The following is a 20,942-nucleotide window of genomic DNA, read 5'->3' as shown; positions in this document are numbered from 1 at the left end:
TTTGATAAAATTCTACACGAAAGAAGGAATTAATATGGGTCGATATATCATTACAATCGTATGGAGCGTAATCTACATGTTTATTGTAGGCTTTATTGCTGGTCCTTTAACCCAAAGTGCTTCATTTAACGTAACCGACATGAAAAACTGTGTCATTGTTGGCGTTATCTTTGGTATTCTTTTCTCAGCAATTATTGCAACCATTACTGCTCACACAAAAAAAGATAATAGTAAGTACAGCAAGTTAAAATAATTTATTAATTAAACAAAAATACACGTGAGAATCATTTATCTAACGTGTATTTTTTTGTCTTTTAATAGAACTTGTAATTCTTCTTAGTGTCTACTTGAACATCGCCATGAGTTAAGTATTCGCTAAACATTTGCACGTAATCCTTATCAAGGGTTGTTTCAATCTTATCCATGCTGTATTCCGGATAGAAGCCGCCGCCCATTGCACGATAGTTGTTTACGGCCAAGTGATAAATCTGATCATCTTCAATTGGCTTGCCATGCAAAGTCAATTTAGTTAAACGTTCACCCTCCGGCTTAGATAAATTGGCTTCATATTCGACAGGATAAAAGACATCAAAGTGATAAAGCATTGGCTTAGGTTTAATCCAGCGATCGATAAAGGTAATCTTGCCATCTTTATCCTTCTTCAAAAATCCTGCACTATGCTCAATAATATGACGCAGCTCTTTACCAGTTAATTTCACTCTGCATAATTGGTTAGCATATGGGTAGTTAAGTAAAATATCTCTCATCGTAACCGTCTTATCAAAGCCTTTAGCAGTCTCACTCATTACGGCAGTAGCTGAAACGTCTGCTTTGGTAAACCACAATTGCATCTGTTGAATCAAATTAATGAATGGTGCGCCTTCAATTCTGCCCTTCATCGCATTTTCAATTCGAGCAGACTTGTTTAAGTGAGCAATAGGTTGATCGAGCCATTCTTGCGTTCTCTTATCCAAATCAGCTACTTTTTCTACTACTGCTGGATCTGGATCATAATCGTTGGTGTCAATCAGCTTGGTAGTCATATTAGTAATCTTCTTAGTTTGATCATCAATATCCAAAACTACTTCTGCTACTGCTTCGCCGCGGTAACCTGGTTGCACGATTGCGGTATCTTTAGTTACCACATTCAAACGACGGTGTTGGTGACCAGTTAAAAAGACATCTACTTCTGGAATCTCGGTTAAAATCTTGTAACCCTCATTTTCACCACGATGAGGTTCCGTGGCCTTGCCTGTTACTGGGTCACTTTCAAAACCGCCGTGATACATTACAGCCAAGACATCAACTTGAGGACGCAAAATCTTAGCATAATGCTTAATCTTTTCATAGGCGGAGGCAAACTTTAAGCCGGCAACATTTTTAGCTGGTTCCCAATGTGGAATATATTGCGTGGTAATCCCTAGAATACCAATCTTAAGTCCATTCTTTTCGATGATGACATATTCCTTGCCAAAGAATGGCACGTTGGTTTCAGCATCCAAAATATTGTCATTGATGATAGGTGCCTTATTTTGATCAACGTAGTAGCTTAAATAATCAAGACCAAAGTTGAAGTCATGGTTACCAAGACAGCGTGCATCATAGCCAACTGCGTTGTATGCTTCGGTAAACTTCAACAAATCATTATAATCACCCGTTGAATGGGTGTAAGAAGCTAATGGAGAACCTTGCAGGCAATCACCAGCATCTGTTACTACAACATGATCTGCACCGTATTTTTCCTTCTCTGACTTAATTACAGAGCTTACTCGGCTTAAGCTGATGGGTGCATCATAGTCGGTTTTATTATGGTAATCAGTTGGCAATAAAAAGCCATGCGTATCACTTGAGTGCAAAAATACTAATTTCATTGTTCTAAATCCTTTTCTTAGGCATAAAAAAAGACACCATCATTACAGGTGTCTTTTAATTAGTTATTGCCGTTATCGTTGTTGTTAACAACTTGACGACCCTTGTAATAACCTTTTGGTGAAACACGGTGGCTTAAGCGGTATTCACCAGTAGTTGCATCATAGTGCATTGCTGGAACACTCAACTTAATGTGACCACGACGTGAACGTTTCTTTTGTTTAGAAGTATGTCTTGCAGGAACTGCCATTTAATTGATCTCCTTTATTGTAGTCTTAAGCTTCAGGACTGAGCGTCCTGAATTACTCACGTGATTCAATGATACTATTAAATTAAGAATAAATCAAGATCTATTCAGTTTTCTTCTTGTTTTTATTCAAAAAAGCAACCTTGTTTTGTGCTTTATGCTCTTGGCTATCGCGTCCGAAAAACCAGGCAATAATCATTCCGATGATCACCATCACTACTAACACCACAATCAAGGGCAATCTAACCTTGAAAAAGCCAAAGTTAATAGCAACTGGTGAAGTATTAAGCACCACGAAAATGACTGCAATTAGGGCAACGACTGAGCCAATAATTAAGTTTCTTTGTTTTTCCATCGCCACTACTTCCTAGAAGCAAATCTCAAGGAAAGTTCATCACCGATGACTGGGAACAAGTTGTAAAGTTTAGCTAATACTGCCAAGCTAAGTGGCAAATTAAGCTCACGCTTGTCACTGCCAAAGAAGTGAACCACTTGCCAAGCAACATCGTCTGGATCAAGCATAAACTCTTGAACGTTTTTGACGTAATTGCCAGACTTATCAGCAATGTTAAAGAAGTTAGTGTAAACAGGACCAGGGTTAACGGTCATTACCTTGACGCCAAATGGTTTAAGTTCTAGGCGCAATACATTTGAAAATTGAATGACTGCAGCCTTAGATGCGCTGTAAGCAGCTGATTTAGTAGTTGGCACCTTACCAGCGATTGAACCAAAGTTAATAATTTGACCAGTCTTTTGTTCCATCATGACACGGCCAACAAGTCTAGTGAAGTACATTAAGCCTAAGATGTTTACTTGGAACATGTTGGTTACGTCTTGCATCTTTTGTTCCATAAATTCTTCGAATTTACCAAAACCGGCACAGTTGACTAAGAAATCAATATGCTTTACTTGCTTGGTAATTTCATCAAAGGTCTTTTCAATATCATCAGGCTTACCCATATCTGTTGGGAAGACATAAGCTTCAGCACCTGATAATTCTCTAGCTTCTGCCGCAATTTCTTCCAGACGATCTTTTCTTCTGGCAATCAAAATGACAGTAGCACCATGGCCAGCACTTTCAAGAGCAATTGAACGACCAATGCCACTAGAAGCACCTGTAATAATAACAACTTTATTTCTTAGTGAATCTTTCATTATTCTGCACCTTTCATCGGAATTTCAATACGATCAAAGTCATTTACCAAAACTGTATTTGGAAATACCTTCTTAGCTTGATTCTCTAATTTCTTAGCTTTTGCTCCCATATAACGAGCAGATATATGGTTCAAACACAACTTCTTAACATTTTCTTGTTTAGCAATTTTAGCTGCCTGAACAGAAGTTGAGTGGTAATAATTGCGAGCCATTTTGCTTTCGTCTCCAGCAAAAGTTGATTCATGAACTAAAACATCCGCATCTTTTGCTAAACGAGCAATGCTTGGCGTTGAGCGGGTATCGTAAATGATCGTGACGATGCGGCCAGGCTTTTCTGGTCCCAAGAAATCTTTTCCATTTAAGACGGTCCCATCAGCCAAGGTCACTTGCTCGCCTCGTTTTAGTTGACCAAGAATTGGCCCATTAGGGATATTATACTTTGCTAATTTATCAATTAAAAGTTCACCTGGATGAGTAGCCTCAACTACTCTAAAACCAAAGCTTGGAATACGGTGATCTAGTCTGTCCGTATAAACGCGAAAGCCCTTGTCTTCACAAATCAATCCTGGTTCAGATAATTCAACAAACTTAATGGGATAAGAAACCTTGGTTCTTGATACTTGTAAAGACGTACGCACAAATTGCTCAATTCCAGCCGGACCATAAATCGTTAATGGTCCAACATCCCCTTGAAAAGAACGGGTTGATAACAATCCTGGCAAACCAAAAATATGATCGCCATGGTTATGTGAGATAAAAATTTTAGTGATTTTGCGTAGTCTAATATTTGTTCTTAAAATTTGATGCTGAGTAGCCTCCCCTACATCAAACAGCCAAATCCCATTAAGTTCATCTAGTAGCTTTAACGCTACACAAGAAACATTGCGCTGCTTGGATGGCTGCCCTGCACCTGTTCCTAAAAATTGTAATTCCATGAAAATCCTATTTCTATCTTAAAATTTTGAATGTTTAACAATTGCTTTGGTAATAAATGCACTATAATATTTCGATCCTTCTATATTAGGGTGCGTGTGATCACCATAAAACCAATCTGGATGATTCTTCGAATATGAATACCAATCAATTATTATAAGATTATGATACCGTTTTGCACCTTGTCTTAGCAAATCATTCACCGGTTTTTGCCAATCTCTAGTTGGTACATGAACATTAATCCAGAAAACTTTTCTCTTAGGCCCAACTTGATGCATGATTCGATCTAAGTCATCCATCGAGAATGGTCCATTTGTGCCTAAACCAATCAATACGTTATCGGCTAAAACTCCCTGCTTTTGATAACTGTCAAGTAGGCCAAATGCAACATCTAATTGTCTAGAAACAGCCGCATCAACTAAGGCCTTAGGCATTAATTTCTTTAAGTTGTCACTTGAACCGGCCATGACAGAGTCGCCGATTGCAGTAACTTGAATTTTTTGTGCTAACTGCAAATCAAGCTGCGAAATACCATATTTAACATATGATTTATTAACTGGATGCTTTTTAGCATCTTTTTCCGCTTGTCTAATGATTTTCGACTTACCTTCTTTTTTCTGCTTTTGCTTTTTTAACTTCTTGATCAGCTTAGCATTGTCGCTCTTTTGCTTTTTGGTATTCTTTTGAATTCTTTGAGCAAGTTGAGTCTTATTAAAATCTTCCGCCTTTGCTCTAGGCGAAACAGCAATAGCAATGCTACCTAAAATCAAAACAAATGCCGCAAAAACTGCTTGCGTCTTTTTGACGTAATCCTTAGTCTCTAAATCCAAAATTCGAGCAAAGTAGGCCTTGGTTTTACTCCACGTGATCTTGCCCATTGGCTTTTCAATTAAGCGGTAAGTAATTTCACTTACTAGCAAAATCAAGATGATTTCAATCACATGGTACAGTACCGGATGATCACCAATATTAGTAAATTTATCTTCAAAAAAGATCATGATTGGGAATTGGTAAAGATAAATCCCATAGCTTCTTGAACCAATCCAATCAAAAATGACATTAGTCATAATTCTATTCCAGTGACTGCCTGGATGCGCAATTACTCCGGCAAACACGCAGACAATCAAAGTAAACAAAAGCATCCCACCACAATAAGCAAATGCCTGTTGCGGATTAATTGCCTTTGAGAAGAACATGACCAGCATCAAAATAAAGGAAACTAGTCCAACCAAATCAAGTATTCGTGTATCCTTTTTGGTCACATTAGGATTCAGCTGCTCTATTGGCCAAATAACTGCTAATGCGGCTCCTAAACCTAATGAGAAGAACCGTGTATCCGTTCCATAATAGATACGGTTAATGTCAGCTTTCATTAAATATAGAACCAGCATTTCAATTGCAGATGCTAATGAAAGTCCAATCAGAATCCCAAAAATATTCTTCTTTTTCTTTACTAGTTTTACCAGTAAGAAAATGACAATCGGCCACAAAATGTAGAATTGCCCATCTACTGACATCGTCCATAGGTTAGTAAAAGGCGATTCATTAACCGCAAAACGTTCAAAGTAGCTTTGACCATTATGAATTTGCCAAAAATTGTAGACATTCAGTAGGTTAGCCAGGACAATCTGATTCAGCTTAGCTAAAAGATTGTGTTGAAACAGAAAAATATACGCCGCACTGAGCCATAAAACCGAAATCAGCTGCGGATAAATCTTCTTTATTCTACTTAAATAAAAGTGTTTATTATCGTAATCTCCCGTTCTGTCATATGAATTAAGTATATGATCCGTGACGAGGTAACCTGAGAGCACGAAAAAAATCGGCACACCCAAATATCCTCCCATAAACGAATTAGAATCAAGGTGATAGAGTATTACTCCGATCACCGCTAATGCTCTAAGTCCAGAATACCCTGTAATAAACCGATTTCTTCTCATAATCTATCTCTACGCATATATTATTGTACAAATTCAAAGACAAACTTGCCGATTGCAACATCGTCTCCGTTAACCGCACCCTTTTCACGCAAGGCATCATCTACGCCTAAACGCTTAAGTCTTCTAGCCAAACGCATGATACCATCTTGGTGATCCAAATTGGTCATTTGTACCAATCTCTGCAATTGCTCACCCTTAACAACGAATTCATGCTCGCCAACTCTTTCAACGGTAAATTCGTTCTTTTGTGGTGCCTTGTACTTGTATTCCTTAGTCTTTTCAACAGTCTTAGGTTCTTCTTGTGCACGTTCTTCTTCGACTTCGGCAACCAAGTTAGCAGTGTCGCTCATCAACTTGGATATGCCTTGGTGCGTTACACTAGAAATTTCATAAACTGGTTCGTCATTACCTTCTTTTTGCAAAGCTTCCTTAAATTCCTTGAGTTTGTCTTCTGCACCTGGAATATCCATTTGTGAAGCAACAATTAATTCACGCTTCTTAGACAAATCAGTTTCATAATTTTGCAATTCCTTTCTGATGGTGTGATAGTCGTCAATTGCTTCGCGACCATTATTAGGATCCATTGATACTAAGTGCAAAATTACTTTAGTTCTTTCAACGTGGCGCAAAAATTGGATACCTAAACCCACACCTTGGCTAGCACCTTCAATTAAGCCAGGCAAGTCAGCCATAGAGAAGTCACGACCATCAGGTAAAATTACCATCCCTAAGTTTGGAGTCAAAGTAGTAAATTGGTAAGCTGCAATCTTTGGCTTAGCTTTAGTTGTTACTGACAAAAGCATAGATTTACCAACTGATGGGAAACCAACTAAACCTACATCAGCTAGTAACTTAAGTTCTAGGCGTAAAACGCGGTCTTCACCTGGTTCACCGTTTTCGGCAATTTCAGGTGCCGTATTAACACTAGTAGCGAAGTGAATATTACCACGACCGCCACGGCCACCGTGAGCTACAACTAATTCTTGTCCTTTTTCTACTAAATCACCGATTAATTCACCGGTATTAAAATCATAAACTGTTGTCCCAACAGGCACCTTTAAATAAAGGTCTTTAGCAGCTCTACCATATTGGGACTTGATGCGACCATTTTCGCCATTGTCCGCCTTAAATTTACGACGGTAGCGAAAATCCATCAATGTACGCAAACCGCTGTCAGCAACAAAGATAATGCTGCCGCCGCGACCACCGTCGCCGCCAGCTGGTCCGCCATTTGGAACGTACTTTTCGTGGCGGAAAGCCACCATGCCATCGCCGCCTTTTCCAGCTTGTACTTCAATTTTAGTCTGATCAACAAATGTTGGCATGTTTATCTCTTCCTTCCGTCTTAATCTAACTTTTATTACTATACCACACAAACGCGCATTCTTGGGCGTTTTCTAGGTTTACAGCGTCAATTTTATTGTCTGTGCTTGGGTCAAAGTAAGTCCGGCAGCTCGAAGCTCATCAACCGATGCCTCTTTAATCTTCTTTAATGAACCAAAGTTTCTGAGCAGCTTATTTCTACTCTTAGGACCAATGCCTTTAATCGAGTCTAATCGGCTTGATAAAGCATTCTTGGCATGACGTCTTCTATGGAAAGTAATGGCGAAGCGGTGCACTTCATCCTGAATTCTTGTCATTAAGTAAAAACCTTCTGACTTAGGATTAAGCGGGATCAGTTTCAACGGAATACCATTGATCGGATCGCCGAATAACAAGTGGTTTGTTCTGTGCTTATCATCTTTAACCATCCCGGCAACAGGAATATTTATGTTTAATTCGTTACGCAAAACGTCTTCACAAGCATCTACTTGAATTTGACCACCATCCATCAGGATTAAATCAGGCATTTTTTTGTTTTCACGTAAAAGTCGACCATATCGTCTTCTAACAACTTCCCTGGTGTTACGAACTTCATCGCCGCCATTTTGGTGTTCAACTTCACCCTTTAATTTGTACTTTCGGTACGAAGTTTTATCTGGTTCACCATCTTTAAAAACAACTAAGGCCGAAACTGGATCTGCACCTTGAATATGCGAGTGGTCAAAGCTTTCAATAATATGACCATATGGCAAACCTAGAGCATCAAAGATCTCTTTTTGCGCACCCTTAGTTTTACGATTACCTAATTCAAGTAGTCTAAACTTATCATCTAATTTCAACTTGGCATTATCTTTAGCCATATCAAGCAACGCTTTTTTCTGTCCTCTTTGCGGCGTTCTAACTGGAACTTTTAATACTTCCGCCAAAGTATCGTTATCAAGGCCAGTAGGAACTAAGACTTCCTTTGGCAAAACGCGGTTTCTTTGCCAATAAAATTGCACAATGAATGAAGTAAATGCATCTTCTGGATCAGTTGTATCCGTTAAAGGAAACATTCTGGTTTCTCTTCTAAGTAGCTTAGCCTGACGCAAGAAGAAAATCTGAATTGAAATCCAAGATTTATCAACGTAGTAGTTGAAGATATCGCGTTGAGTGTTGTCGTTAGAAATGATTTTCTGCTTTTCAACCGTTTCTTCAATATACTTCAATTGATCTCGAATTTCGGCTGCGCGTTCGAACTCTAACTGCTCAGAAGCCTTTTCCATCTTGACGGTCAAGTCTTGCTTTACTTCTGCAATATCACCATTCAAGAAGCTCTTAATCTTCTTAATTTGCTCGTCATATTCTTTTTGCGGCACCTTTTTAAAGCAGGCCCCTAAACACTGCCCCATATGATAGTAAAGACATGGGCGGCCTTGGTAGCCATGGCAGCGTCTTAATGGATAAACTTTTTGGATAAACTTTAACGTAGCCTGGGCCGCATAAACGTTAGGATATGGGCCAAAGTAATAACCACCATCCTTATGCACGATACTGGTCAGGCGCGTTTGCGGATCATGTTCGCGCGTAATTTCAATGTAAGGATAGCCTGTCCCCTGCTTTAACTGCACGTTGTAATATGGCTGATATTTTTTAATTAAAGTAATTTCTAGTAAAAAAGCTTCCTTATCAGTAGAAACCGTAATAATGTCATAGTCTCGAATTTCACGCACTAATTCAGCACGCCGTCCTACTTGCTTACTCTTAAAGTATGAACGCACTCTATTTTTTAAATTTTTGGATTTACCAACATAAATAACCGTGCCATTGATATCTTTCATTAAGTAGCAGCCCGGTTTTTCTGGTAATAGCTTCAACTTATTCTCAATTAATTGTGTTGCCATTCTATCGCACCCCAATAAAAAATTCGCACTAAATAGTTTAACACAGCTTTTTTAAGAAGATATTAACTTTGCTTATAGAAATAGCTATCTAAACCAAAACTTGCTATATTAAAAGAAAACGCTTAGGAGAAATACCGATGACTAATATAGTTTTTGATTTAATTAACCAATTTGGCTACATGGCCATCAGCTTTTTAATTGCGGTTGAAAATATCTTCCCGCCTATTCCTTCTGAAGTAATCCTTTCATTTGCAGGATTTGCGACGCATCACTCGCAAATGACCGTTTCCTTAGTGATAATCGCCGCCACAATCGGTGCCACTTTAGGAGCAATCATTCTCTATTGGATCGGAACTTTACTGAGTGAGGACCGTCTTGAAAAAGTGTTTAATCATAAAATGTTCAAGACGCTTGGTTTCAAAAAGGGTGATGTTAAAAAGGCAATTGACTGGTTTGATAAATATGGAACAGGCGCAATTTTCTATGGTCGTTGCATCCCCGTTATCAGAAGTTTAATCTCTATTCCAGCAGGTACCGCTCACGTTAAGCTTTCCAAGTTTTTAATTTACACTACTCTTGGTAGTTTGATCTGGAACATCATTTTAGTTTCATTAGGATCCTACATGGGTGAAAATTGGCAAGTCATCGTGAATATCTTTGAAGAATACTCACTGATCATTGCCGGTTTCATCATCATTGCCCTTATCTATGGCTCATTTAAATGGTACAAAACAAAAATAAAGGCTGATTAGACTAAAATCACTATTTTAATAGTGCTTTTTTTGCCCTTCAAGAAATTAAAAATATCATGTAAAATTAATCTATCTTTACATACTACATAGAGGGGAATGTTGCGATGAAATTTTACATATTTAGGAAACAAAGCATTCAAAACTACTTAGGAAAAGATATCAAGTTTTCCAAAACAATGAATGCCCTCGACCTAATGTCACTTGGGGTTGGTGCAGTTATCGGGACTGGGATCTTTATTCTGCCTGGTACGGTAGCTGCTACAGCTGCTGGGCCTGGAGTTAGTTTGTCATTCATGGTCGCAGCAATCGTGTGCGCCTTTGCCGGAATGTGTTATGCCGAGTTTGCTTCCGCAATTCCAGTTGCTGGTAGTGCTTATTCATACGGTAACATCGTTTACGGCGAGTTCACCGGTTGGATCATTGGTTGGGCCTTAATCTTGGAATACATGCTATCTGTGGCTACCGTTGCCGCAGGTTGGTCATCATACTTTAGTTCATTTATTAGTCCGTTTGGCTTAAAAATTCCTAAGGCCGTTTCAGGGCCAATGAATTTGTCACATGGCGTTTACTTTGACCTTGTTTCCGTTTTAATAATTTTGATTATTAGTATCCTGCTGTCACGTGGAATGAAAAATTCCATCAAGATTAACGTTGTTGCGGTTTTCATTAAGATTGCGATTATTTTGATCTTCATCTTTGTAGGGATGCAATTTATTAAGCCAAGCAATTATCACCCATTCTTGCCATACCACGCTTCTGGTGTGATTAAAGGTGCAACTACCGTTTTCTTTGCTTTCTTAGGCTTTGACGTTGTTTCTTCATCAGCTGCCGAAGTTAAGAATCCTAAGAAGAATATGCCACTAGGCATTATTGGTACTCTAGCAATTGCGGCTGTCCTTTACTTTGGCGTTTCCATTGTCTTGACAGGAATGGTTAAATACACCAAGTTAAACGTAGCTAATCCGGTTGCTTTTGCCTTACAATATGTCCACCAAGACTGGGTAGCCGAATTATTATCATTTGGTGCCATGCTAGGAATGGCAACCATGATGCTCACGATGATCTATTCAAGTTCGCGTTTAATTTACGCCATGGCTAGAGATTGTCTTTTACCAGCAACTTTCAGTAAGCTTGATAAAAAGCACCATTCTCCTCAAAATGCCTTAGTTACAGTAACAATTATTATTGCCTTGGGTGCGGCATTCTTCTCAGTAGATAAATTAGCCAACTTGGTTAACTTTGGCACATTATTTGCCTTCACCTTAGTATCATTTGGTATTTTAAAATTAAGAAAGAGAACAGATATCGTTAACGACGGTTTCAAGGTTCCTGGTTATCCATACCTGCCAATCATTTCTGGCTTAATCTGTATCTTTATGATTTGTCACTTAAGCTCAGAAGTTTACTTAATGGCTGCAATTTGGTTAATCCTTGGGACAGTTATCTACTTCGTTTATGGTTATCGTCACAGTCAACTAGAACATGAATAAAATAAAAAAAGCGGCTTAGCCGCTTTTTTGTTTTACTCTAATTTATTTTAGTTAACTTGGTTAACAGCTTTACCATCTTTGAAGAATGATAAAACATTGTTAGCTGCTTCTTTAGATAAATTGAATCTAGCAACGTGAGTAGCTGAGCCGACGTGTGGAGTCATGATTACGTTATCCATATCTACCAATTCTTGCTTAGGATGTGGTTCATTTTCAAAGACATCTAAAGCTGCACCTGCAATCTCACCATTCTTTAAAGCGGCAATCAAAGCATCACTATCAACTAGTGAACCGCGAGCTACATTGATCAAATATGCCGTTTCTTTCATTTCTTTAAAGACATCAGCATTAATAATGTGGTAAGTTTCATCAGTTGCTGGAGCATGCAATGATAAAAAGTCGGCTTCCTTAATTAAGGTATCAAAGTCAACGTACTTAGCATTTAATTCTGCTTCTAATTCATTATCAAGTTGGTGACGATTGTGGTAAATAACCTTCATCCCCAATACCTTAGCAAAACGAGCTACTTGTTGGCCAATTCTGCCCATACCTAAAATAGCTAAAGTCTTGCCTTCAATCGTGTAGCCTTGGTTATCATATTCGTCAGCATCTAAAAATACGCCTTCACGCAAAGCATGGTCATAATAGCGCAAGCGACGAGCTGAAGCCATAATCATGGTTAAAGTCAATTCAGCAGTTGGACACAATACGCTCTTAGGACAGTTTGAAACAACAAATCCCTTTTCCTTAGCGTATTCCACATCTACATGATCAAAACCTACACCGTAAGTAGAAATTATCTTCAAATTCTTGGCAGCATCAATCATTTCTTTATCAAAAGCCATCTTTGCCACAATGACACCGTCATAATCTGCAATATGATCTAATACCCATTCACAATCATCATGTAAGCGATGGACTGCTGGACCAACTGTAACATCGCATTCCTTTTCTAAATCAGTAAGCTAATCTTTTCTCAATCCACCCAAAATTAAAATCTTTGCTTTACTCATTATGAAGCCTCTATTCCATATCCTTTATAAAATTTTGTTAATTGCGACTGCCACTCCGTCATGATCACAATCTGCAGTAATTTCATCTGCATGCTTTTTAGTATAGTCCACTGCGTTGCCCATCGCCACACCTAAACCAGCATATTTTAACATTGGCATATCATTTGCTTGATCACCCAAAGCCATCACGTTTTCTGGTTTAACCTTAAGGTAATCACACAGGCGCTTAAGACCAGTTCCTTTATCAACGCCGGCTGCCGTTGCTTCAAAATAAAATGGTTCAGTTTTGGAGAAAACGACGCGATCTTTCATTTGCTCAAAAAGCGGACTGGTAATTTTACTATCCAAATAATCTGGATCATCAATGTACATGCATTTGATAATCGGTATTTGCTTCATTTCTTCTGGTGTACGATATGAGACTTCCAGTTTAACCACCCGCGAGTTATAAATCGTGTAGTGTCCTAAATCACGATTAGAGGTGTAAATTCGATCTAAACTAACGCTATGAAAATGCAGATTCAATTTGCGTGCAATTGCTTCTAGATCAACATAGTCTTCATATCTTAGCCCTTGTTTAAAAATTACTTGGCCACTGGTTGATTCAACTACTGCGCCATTAAAGCTGACTACATATTGGTTATCTTGATTGTTTAAACCTAATTCATCCAAATAGCGTTGTGCACCAGATAATGGTCTTCCTGTGCAGATCACTATTTGTTTACCTTGATTTTTGGCATCTAACACTGCCTTTTTCACGGCAGGGGTAATTTCTTTTTTAGAGTTTACTAAAGTACCATCAATATCAATGGCGACTAAATCTATCTTTTTCATTTTTCTTTTTAAAATAAATAAAGCACCGCTTTTTCAGCGATACTTATTAAACTGACATGGCCTGAGTGTTTTCTTTTAATTTAACTAGTTCGTCCATATCTTCTTTACTAATTTCAAAATCAACACTCAAGTTATCTTTCATTTCACTGACATTGTCACTCTTCGGTAAAACGATACAGCCTAGTTGCAAGTCGAAGACAAGCATCAATTGTGCAGGACTTACGCCATATTTTTTAGCATATTCATTGATCTTACGATCCTTAAGTAAACGTCCGTGAGCAAGTGGTGAATATACTTCGATTTGAATTTCTAAGTTCTCACAATATTTCATCAAATCTGTTGGCACATGTCCAATATGAACTTCGATCTGGTTAACAGCTGGCTTAATCGTACCATTATTAACAATGTTAGCCACATCTTCTTGCAAGAAATTAGACACACCAATTGATCTAACTTTACCGGCCTTTACGGCTTCTTCCATAGCCCACCAGTTTTCAGGGTTACCTTCAAAGTGACGGTCATTGGTTCTATTTACTTCAATCCAAGGCTGCGGTGAGTGAATCAGAAGCATGTCAATGTATTCTAAGCTGAAGCGATCCAAAGCTTCATCAATTGCCTTCTTAGTGCCCTCATAGTCTTTGACGGCAGTTGGCAATTTAGTTGTTAAATATATATCACTGCGTTAAACATCGGAATCCAAATTCCCTTGCCTACGCTATTCTGATTACCATAGTCTCTTGCGGTATCAAAAGCGCGGTAACCAACACTAATGGCCTGACGAACGACTTTTTTACGTCATCATTATTGATTAGCCAAGTACCTAATTGTATCTGAGGAATCTTTATTCAGTTGTTAAGCGTTAAAGTTTTATCAGAGTACATACTCTACACCTCTATATTTTTATCTAATATGTCTCTGTTGTTTTTTAATTCCTATATGTGCATAGCTAATAAAAAGATTCATTATTTTTGTAATCTAATGTATTGAACCTACTGTGAATAGCATACACCAAATCTTATTAAAATCCTATACATATACTCATAATTTTTACTTTTTAACAAAATTGTCATTTTAAACAACAGAGCAAAAAGCGCGATGAAATAGGCTATAGCGATATTTCTTTGCAGATTATCAGTCATTTCTTAGACGAGATTTTATATACAAAAAAAGAAGGGGCTGATTTCATAAACCATCAACTCTTTCTCTTCAGTCTCTTAATTCCAAAACCTATAATACTAGTTTTCTGTACTAAAACAAGCATAATTATCGTATCTTTGCACAATTTTGGTTATATTTTATAGTCAGAATCCTATTGCAATGCTATTTGTATAGGCTGTTTGTGCTATGTTACAAAAATGTTACATTAATTATTTATGCATAAAGTTATTCACGTATATCAATAATTTCTTAGCAATTACTTTTTTACTCATCTCAGGCCATTCATCGATCGTGCCATCTTGCTTAAGGATAGTCACCTTATCATTATCATTGCCAAAGACATTTTGCGAAACGTCGTTAGCCACGATCAGATCTGCTCCTTTTTCATGCAGCTTCTTTTCTGCATTCTTTAGCAAATCATTTGTTTCAGCAGCAAAACCAACTACTAATTGCCCTGGATTTTTATGTTTGACCACTTCGCGTAAAATGTCTTTCGTTTTAACTAAAGTTAATTTCAAAGTAGCTTGATTTGCCTGCTTTTTCAATTTATGGTCGGCCACTTTAGCCATCTTCCAATCAGCTACGGCAGCCGCCATAATTAACACATCACTTTTGGCAAATTCATGCTTTACTTTTGTTAACATTTCTTCGCTACTTGCAGTATGATACAATTCAATCTTTTCATCTTGCGGCAAGGCAACTGTAACATTCCCATAAATTAATTTTACTTTTGCGCCCATCTCGGCAGCGGCTTGAGCAATAGAAATTCCCATTTTGCCACTAGAACGATTCCCAATAAAGCGAACCGGATCAATTGCTTCTTCTGTTCCTCCGGCGGTGACGATAATGGTTTTATCTTTTAAGATTTCTTTTTGCTGCAAAAAGTTTTCTACCCAAGCAGAGATTTGTTCTGTCTCAGGCATTCTACCTTTAGCAGCATAACCTTCCGCCAGCATCCCCACCGCTGGCTCCATAATCTGCACTTGATTTTCTTTTAAAAATTGCAAATTGCGTTGAGTAGCAGGATTACTCCACATCTGATCATTCATTGCAGGCACAACCAATTTTGGTGCGCTTGTTGCCAGAATCGTGGTACTAGCGGCATCATCAGCTAGACCATTAGCCATTTTAGCAATAAAGTTAGCCGTTGCTGGAACAACTAAGGCTAAGTCAGTCCAGCGAGCCAAATGAACATGCGGTATGCTAGCTTCATTTTCTTTTTTCCATAGATTATCCAATACTGGATACTTAGTCAATGCGGCCAATGTGTTAGAAGTAACCAGACGTTCCGCATTTTTAGTCATTACTACCCGTACTTCATGACCACTTTTTTCAAGATTTCGCACGACTTGCACGGCTTTATACATAGCAATGCCGCCTGTCATATAGACTGCTACTTTTGCCATTTTTTATTCCTTCTTCTCAAACAAATTTATTTTTATTTTATCATTATTGCTAAAAATAGTAGAATAACGGCTAGGGATAAATTTTTGGAGGATAAAATGAAGCTTATAATAAAATTATCGCTGGTTGCCTTAAGCCTTGCTTCACTAGCTGGCTGTAGCAAGCAGGCACAACCCAAACCACCTAACAAAGAAATTACTACAGTTAAAGTAATTAATCAGCCAGTTTCTTTGAAAAAGAAGAATAGAGTTAAACCACCTACTAGACCTTTGCCACTACTTCCATGGCAAAAGCCAGTTCACGAAAAGAAAGCGATTTATACCAATTCTAATGGTATTTTAAAAGATAATTCTTAGAGGGGTGACATATAGTAACTTCTTTTTTGATTGAGTATAAAAAGGTTGTCATCTTCATTTCTGTACTTTAGAATCTATATTAATATAGAAAGGGACTTTACTTATATGCCAAATTTATCTAGTGATTTAAAATCAATTATCAATACTAACCTTAGTAACTTATCCGCTTCAAAAATTCGTGCATTTGATCAAAAAGTTTCAGGCATCCCTGGCATTATCAAGTTAACTATTGGTGAGCCTGATCTTGCTACACCAGATCATATTAAAAAGGCTGCCATTCGCGACATTAACGATGATGACTCACACTACGCACCACAAGCTGGTAAACCTCAACTACTTAAAGCAATCAGCTGCTACCTTGACCGTTCCATCGGTGTTCATTATGATCCCAAAGATGAAATCTGCGTCACTGTTGGTGCAACCGGTGCTTTAAACGACGTCTTTATGACTTTGCTTAATCCTGGGGACAAGATTATCGTTCCTACTCCAGTTTGGGCACTATACTTCCAGTTGATCAAGATGACTGGTGCTACCCCTATTCAACTTGATACCAAAAAAGACGGTTTCATTTTAACGCCTGAACATTTGCGTCACGTTTTAAACGGTCGCGGCAAGGGAGCAAAGGCAATCATCTTGACCGACCCATCCAACCCGACCGGCCGTGTTTATGCTAAAGAAACTTTGCAACAACTAGCCGAAGTAATTAAAGAATACAAAATCTATTCAATTACTGATGAGATCTACGCTGAACTCGTTTATGGCAATGCGGAACATCATTCATTGTCCGAATATATTCCAGATCGCAATATTTTAATTTCTGGTTTATCTAAAGCATACGCAATGACTGGTTGGCGTTTAGGTTACATCGCTGCTTCTAAGCAAATCATGCAGAGCATTCAAAAAGTTAATGCCTTTTTAGTAACCTCTGTTACTGACAATGTGCAAATGGCTGCCGTTGAGGCATTGAACAATGGTCAAAGTGATCCTGCTGAAGCAAGAGCAATCTATGAAAAGCGGTTGCAATTTATGCAAATCGGCTTGGAAAAGCTTGGTTTTGAAATGGCTACGCCACAAGGTGCCTTTTATATCTTTGCCAAAATTCCTGAAAAATATGGCATCGATGATGAACAATTTGCTTTTGAATTGGCACAAAAGGCTAAAGTTGGTGTAACTCCTGGTCGTTATTTTGGTAAAGGTGGCGAAGGCTACGTAAGACTATCTTATGCATCATCAACTGAACAATTATACGAAAGTTTAAAGCGAATTACCGATTTCGTTAACGATTTATAAAACAAAAACACAAAAATAGACTTCCTTTTCGGAAGTCTATTTTTGTGTTTTTACTTAAAGATTACTTGTCCCAAGTTGAGTTTTCTTCGGCATCTTCTGCAGCCATCTTTTCAAGACGTTCTTCAGTTGCCTTAACACTGTCTTGGTACTTATCTTCAACTTCAATACCTAAGTCAGCTAATTGTTGATCTGCTACTGGAGCTGGAGCGTGCATCATTGGTTCTGAAGCACTAGCGTTCTTAGGGAATGCCAATACGTCACGAATATTATCCTTGTCAGCAAGCATCATAGCAAATCTGTCAAGACCAATTGCAAGACCTGCGTGTGGTGGGAAGCCCATGTCCAAAGCATCCATTAAGTAACCAAATTGTTCGTAAGCACGCTTCTTAGTGAAACCAAGTGCCTTAAACATGTTTTCTTGGATTGAACGCTTGTGAATACGGATTGAACCTCCACCCATTTCGTCACCGTTCATAACGATGTCGTAACTACGTGCGTGTGCCTTGTGTGGTTCAGTAGTCAAAAGCTTTACACCTTCATCATCTGGCATGGTGAATGGGTGGTGAGCTGCTACCCAACGGCCAAGACCTTCATCGTATTCGAATAATGGCCAGTCAACAACCCAGACAAAGTCATAAACGCCCTTAGGAATAATACCAGTTTCCTTAGCGAATTCACGACGAAGGTGGTTCAATGAGTCACAAATTACCTTCCACTTGTCAGCAACAAATACTACTAATTCGCCGCCTTCAAGGTCGAATTCTTTCTTCAAAGCTTCCTTGTTGTCATCAGTCAAGAAACGAGCAACAGGACCTGAGAATTCACCATCTTCGTACTTAACCCAAGCTAAACCCTTAGCGTGGAAACGCTTGATGAAGTCAGCCTTCTTGTCAAGCTTCCTACGTGAGTATTCCTTAGCACCGTTCTTAACAGCAATACCCTTAACAAAGCCGCCATCAGCAATTGCACCTGAGAATACCTTGAAGTCGCTGTCCTTAAAGATTGAGCTTAAGTCATGGATAAGCATGCCGTAACGAGTATCAGGCTTGTCACTACCGTACTTGTTCATTGCGTCAGTCCAAGTAATACGCTTAATAGGAGTCTTAAGGTCAATACCCTTAACATCCTTCATAATCTTCTTCAAAAGACCTTCAGTGTAGCCTTGGATAGTTTCTTCGTCAGCAAATGACATTTCCATATCGATTTGAGTAAATTCTGGTTGACGATCGCCACGTAAGTCTTCGTCACGGAAACAACGTGCCAATTGGTAGTACTTATCAAAGCCAGCACCCATCAAAAGTTGCTTGAACAATTGTGGTGATTGTGGAAGTGCGTAGAAGCTACCTGGGTAAATTCTTGAAGGAACTAAGTAGTCACGTGCACCTTCTGGAGATGACTTACCTAAAATTGGAGTTTCAATATCGATAAAGCCGTTTTCGTCAAAGAATTCGTGAGTAGCACGCAAAATCTTTGAACGTAAGATAATAGCTTGTTGAACTTCTGGACGACGAAGATCAAGGTAACGGTACTTTAATCTAGTTTGTTCAGAAATATCAACACCATTCTTAATTTCAAACGGAGGGTTCTTAGCCTTGTTCAAGATGATGATTTCAGTAGCATCAACTTCTACTTGACCAGTCTTCATGTCAGGGTTTACTTCTGAACGCTTAACAACCTTACCCTTAACTTGAAGAACGTATTCGTTACCAAGTGAGTCAGCAATATCCATCAATTCCTTACCGGAATCCTTGTTAACAACGATTTGTACTAAACCTTCACGATCACGCAAATCGATGAAAACCAAGTTACCAAGGTTACGTACACGTTGTACCCAACCATAAAGGTTTACATCTTGGCCTATATATTTTTCAGTAATATTGCCACAATAGTCTGTTCTTTCTTCGATCTTTTCCATTGTTAATCCTCTAAATCCTTCATTACCTTACTCATATCATTGATGTCTTCAAGACTTAAATCAATGGTCTTACCATCAGCTAAACGCTTGATATTCAAAACGCCGTTTTCAAGTTCCTTTTCACCTAAAGTAATTACATACTTAGCATGATCACGGTCGGCCTTCTTGAATTGTGCCTTAAGCTTCTTTTGGTTAACATCAAAATCTGCTTCAAAGCCTTGCTTGCGCAAACTTCTAGTAATTTCAATAGCCTTTTGAGCAGTACCATCACCAATATTAGTGATGAAGAAATCAATGCCTCTATTTTCAAATAAAGCTGGATTCTGCTTTTCCAAAACAAGCATTAATCTTTCTTCACCAATACCAAAACCAACAGCTGGTGTAGCTGGGCCGTTGAATTCTTCAACTAAGTGATCGTAACGGCCACCACCCAAAATAGTAGTAGCTGATTCCCAAAGGCTCTTATCTTCAACCATGAATTCAAAGATTACGCCAGTGTAGTAATCAAGGCCACGAACCAAGTCATCGTCGATAACATAGTCAATGCCCAATTGATCAAGCATCTTCAAAATTGATTCGAAGTTTTGCTTTGAATCATCATCAAGGAAGTCACGAATCTTAGGAGCATCTGGCAAGAACTTCTTGTCGCGATCATCTTTAGAATCCAAAATACGTAATGGGTTATCACGCAATCTTCTTTGAGAATCTTCAGATAATTCATCCTTAACTGGAGTGAAGTAGTTTACAAGTGCGTTGTGGTAATCCTTACGTACTTGTTCATTGCCCAAAGTATTGATGTGAAGTTGATAGTTCTTAACGCCTAATTCAGCAAGCAAGTCGTGACCCATCATAATGGTTTGAACATCAGCAAGTGGATTGCTTGAACCGAAGCTTTCTACACCGATTTGGTGGAATTCACGTTGACGACCTGCTTGAGGACGTTCGTATCTAAAAGTAGATTCCATGTAAAATACGTTAAATGGCTTAACTACTTCTGGTGCATACATCTTGTCTTCAACGTAAGCACGAACTACTCCGGCAGTTCCTTCTGGACGAAGGGCAATATGACGACCACCCTTATCATTGAAGTCGTACATTTGCTTTTCTACGATTTCAGAACTATCACCGCTTGAACGTGAGAAAATTTCGTAGTTTTCAAAACTTGGCGTACGAATTTCACGGTAGTTGGCACGGTTGAAGAAATTTCTTGCAGTTTCTTCGACCTTTTGCCATGAACCGGATTGTTCAGGCAAAATATCGACTGTGCCTTTTGGTTTTTGTACTCTCATTTAATCATCCTTTTTTATTTTGATAACTTTATTAATAAAAAAAAGCGCCCTTGAACTAAAATCAAGGGCGCTTAAATTAGCACGGTACCAC

17 protein-coding genes and 2 pseudogenes are annotated in these 20,942 nt (G+C 38.5%); 5 read left to right on the top strand and 14 right to left on the bottom strand.

The window, feature by feature from the left end; translation table 11 throughout:
• Positions 1–34 precede the first annotated feature (34 nt).
• On the top strand, positions 35–253 hold the full coding sequence (locus LA20531_RS10495) for a YjzD family protein (RefSeq protein ID WP_056939356.1): 219 nt from the start codon (positions 35–37) through the stop codon (positions 251–253).
• Positions 254–314: 61 nt separating this feature from the next.
• Here LA20531_RS10495 and LA20531_RS10490 read toward each other — a convergent pair whose 3' ends face one another.
• From LA20531_RS10490 to uvrC, 8 genes are all read right to left on the bottom strand, one after another.
• Positions 315–1,871 (bottom strand): bifunctional metallophosphatase/5'-nucleotidase, encoded by a 1,557-nt coding sequence (locus LA20531_RS10490; RefSeq protein ID WP_056939355.1) that lies wholly within the window; start codon positions 1,869–1,871, stop codon positions 315–317.
• A 59-nt stretch (positions 1,872–1,930) separates the two neighbouring features.
• Positions 1,931–2,119, bottom strand: coding sequence for a 50S ribosomal protein L32 (gene rpmF, locus LA20531_RS10485; protein WP_003547064.1), 189 nt, complete (start codon positions 2,117–2,119; stop codon positions 1,931–1,933).
• A gap of 100 nt (positions 2,120–2,219) precedes the next feature.
• Positions 2,220–2,471, bottom strand: a complete 252-nt coding sequence (locus LA20531_RS10480; RefSeq protein ID WP_013437759.1) for a lipopolysaccharide assembly protein LapA domain-containing protein — start codon at positions 2,469–2,471, stop codon at positions 2,220–2,222.
• Between the two features lie 5 nt (positions 2,472–2,476).
• Positions 2,477–3,271, bottom strand: a complete 795-nt coding sequence (locus tag LA20531_RS10475) for an SDR family NAD(P)-dependent oxidoreductase (RefSeq protein WP_056939354.1) — start codon at positions 3,269–3,271, stop codon at positions 2,477–2,479.
• The gene (rnz, locus tag LA20531_RS10470; RefSeq protein WP_056939353.1) at positions 3,271–4,206 is read right to left on the bottom strand and encodes a ribonuclease Z; all 936 of its coding nucleotides are present in this window, start codon (positions 4,204–4,206) and stop codon (positions 3,271–3,273) included. The genes LA20531_RS10475 and rnz overlap by 1 nt, the downstream gene beginning before the upstream one ends.
• A gap of 18 nt (positions 4,207–4,224) precedes the next feature.
• Positions 4,225–6,144, bottom strand: a complete 1,920-nt coding sequence (locus LA20531_RS10465) for an acyltransferase family protein (protein ID WP_082588989.1) — start codon at positions 6,142–6,144, stop codon at positions 4,225–4,227.
• A gap of 20 nt (positions 6,145–6,164) precedes the next feature.
• Positions 6,165–7,469 (bottom strand): GTPase ObgE, encoded by a 1,305-nt coding sequence (gene obgE, locus LA20531_RS10460; RefSeq protein ID WP_056939352.1) that lies wholly within the window; start codon positions 7,467–7,469, stop codon positions 6,165–6,167.
• Positions 7,470–7,547: 78 nt separating this feature from the next.
• Positions 7,548–9,350, bottom strand: coding sequence for an excinuclease ABC subunit UvrC (gene uvrC / locus LA20531_RS10455; RefSeq protein ID WP_056939351.1), 1,803 nt, complete (start codon positions 9,348–9,350; stop codon positions 7,548–7,550).
• 137 nt (positions 9,351–9,487) lie between these two features.
• Here uvrC and LA20531_RS10450 point away from each other — a divergent pair, with 137 nt between their 5' ends.
• Both LA20531_RS10450 and LA20531_RS10445 read left to right on the top strand, forming a co-directional pair.
• Complete coding sequence (locus LA20531_RS10450; protein ID WP_056939350.1) at positions 9,488–10,102, top strand: DedA family protein; 615 nt, start codon at positions 9,488–9,490, stop codon at positions 10,100–10,102.
• Positions 10,103–10,206: 104 nt separating this feature from the next.
• Entirely contained in the window at positions 10,207–11,592 is a 1,386-nt protein-coding gene (locus LA20531_RS10445) for an APC family permease (RefSeq protein ID WP_056939349.1), read from the top strand.
• A 47-nt stretch (positions 11,593–11,639) separates the two neighbouring features.
• On the opposite strand, the pseudogene LA20531_RS10440 reads toward LA20531_RS10445, so the two are convergent.
• The 4 genes and pseudogenes from LA20531_RS10440 to coaBC form a co-directional block, all read right to left on the bottom strand.
• Positions 11,640–12,605, bottom strand: a pseudogene (locus tag LA20531_RS10440) (NAD(P)-dependent oxidoreductase).
• 24 nt (positions 12,606–12,629) lie between these two features.
• Positions 12,630–13,439, bottom strand: a complete 810-nt coding sequence (gene yidA / locus LA20531_RS10435; RefSeq protein WP_056939348.1) for a sugar-phosphatase — start codon at positions 13,437–13,439, stop codon at positions 12,630–12,632.
• Between the two features lie 46 nt (positions 13,440–13,485).
• Positions 13,486–14,284 (bottom strand): annotated as a pseudogene (locus tag LA20531_RS10430) (aldo/keto reductase family protein).
• Between the two features lie 522 nt (positions 14,285–14,806).
• The gene (gene coaBC, locus LA20531_RS10425) at positions 14,807–16,003 is read right to left on the bottom strand and encodes a bifunctional phosphopantothenoylcysteine decarboxylase/phosphopantothenate--cysteine ligase CoaBC (protein WP_056939347.1); all 1,197 of its coding nucleotides are present in this window, start codon (positions 16,001–16,003) and stop codon (positions 14,807–14,809) included.
• Positions 16,004–16,099: 96 nt separating this feature from the next.
• Between coaBC and LA20531_RS10420 the strand changes: the two genes are divergently transcribed.
• Together LA20531_RS10420 and LA20531_RS10415 are read left to right on the top strand one after the other, a co-directional pair.
• On the top strand, positions 16,100–16,357 hold the full coding sequence (locus LA20531_RS10420; protein ID WP_013437748.1) for a hypothetical protein: 258 nt from the start codon (positions 16,100–16,102) through the stop codon (positions 16,355–16,357).
• A gap of 105 nt (positions 16,358–16,462) precedes the next feature.
• Positions 16,463–17,647 (top strand): aminotransferase class I/II-fold pyridoxal phosphate-dependent enzyme, encoded by a 1,185-nt coding sequence (locus tag LA20531_RS10415; RefSeq protein ID WP_056939346.1) that lies wholly within the window; start codon positions 16,463–16,465, stop codon positions 17,645–17,647.
• A 61-nt stretch (positions 17,648–17,708) separates the two neighbouring features.
• Here the strand turns inward: LA20531_RS10415 and aspS are convergent, their stop codons facing one another.
• The gene (aspS, locus tag LA20531_RS10410; RefSeq protein WP_056939345.1) at positions 17,709–19,562 is read right to left on the bottom strand and encodes an aspartate--tRNA ligase; all 1,854 of its coding nucleotides are present in this window, start codon (positions 19,560–19,562) and stop codon (positions 17,709–17,711) included.
• Between the two features lie 2 nt (positions 19,563–19,564).
• Positions 19,565–20,851, bottom strand: a complete 1,287-nt coding sequence (gene hisS, locus LA20531_RS10405) for a histidine--tRNA ligase (protein ID WP_056939344.1) — start codon at positions 20,849–20,851, stop codon at positions 19,565–19,567.
• Positions 20,852–20,942 lie beyond the last annotated feature (91 nt).

This window comes from Lactobacillus amylovorus DSM 20531, from assembly GCF_002706375.1.
Classification (GTDB): Bacteria; Bacillota; Bacilli; order Lactobacillales; family Lactobacillaceae; genus Lactobacillus; species Lactobacillus amylovorus.
Note: the sequence above shows the minus strand (reverse complement) of the source record. Positions and strands in the feature narration are given on the sequence as shown.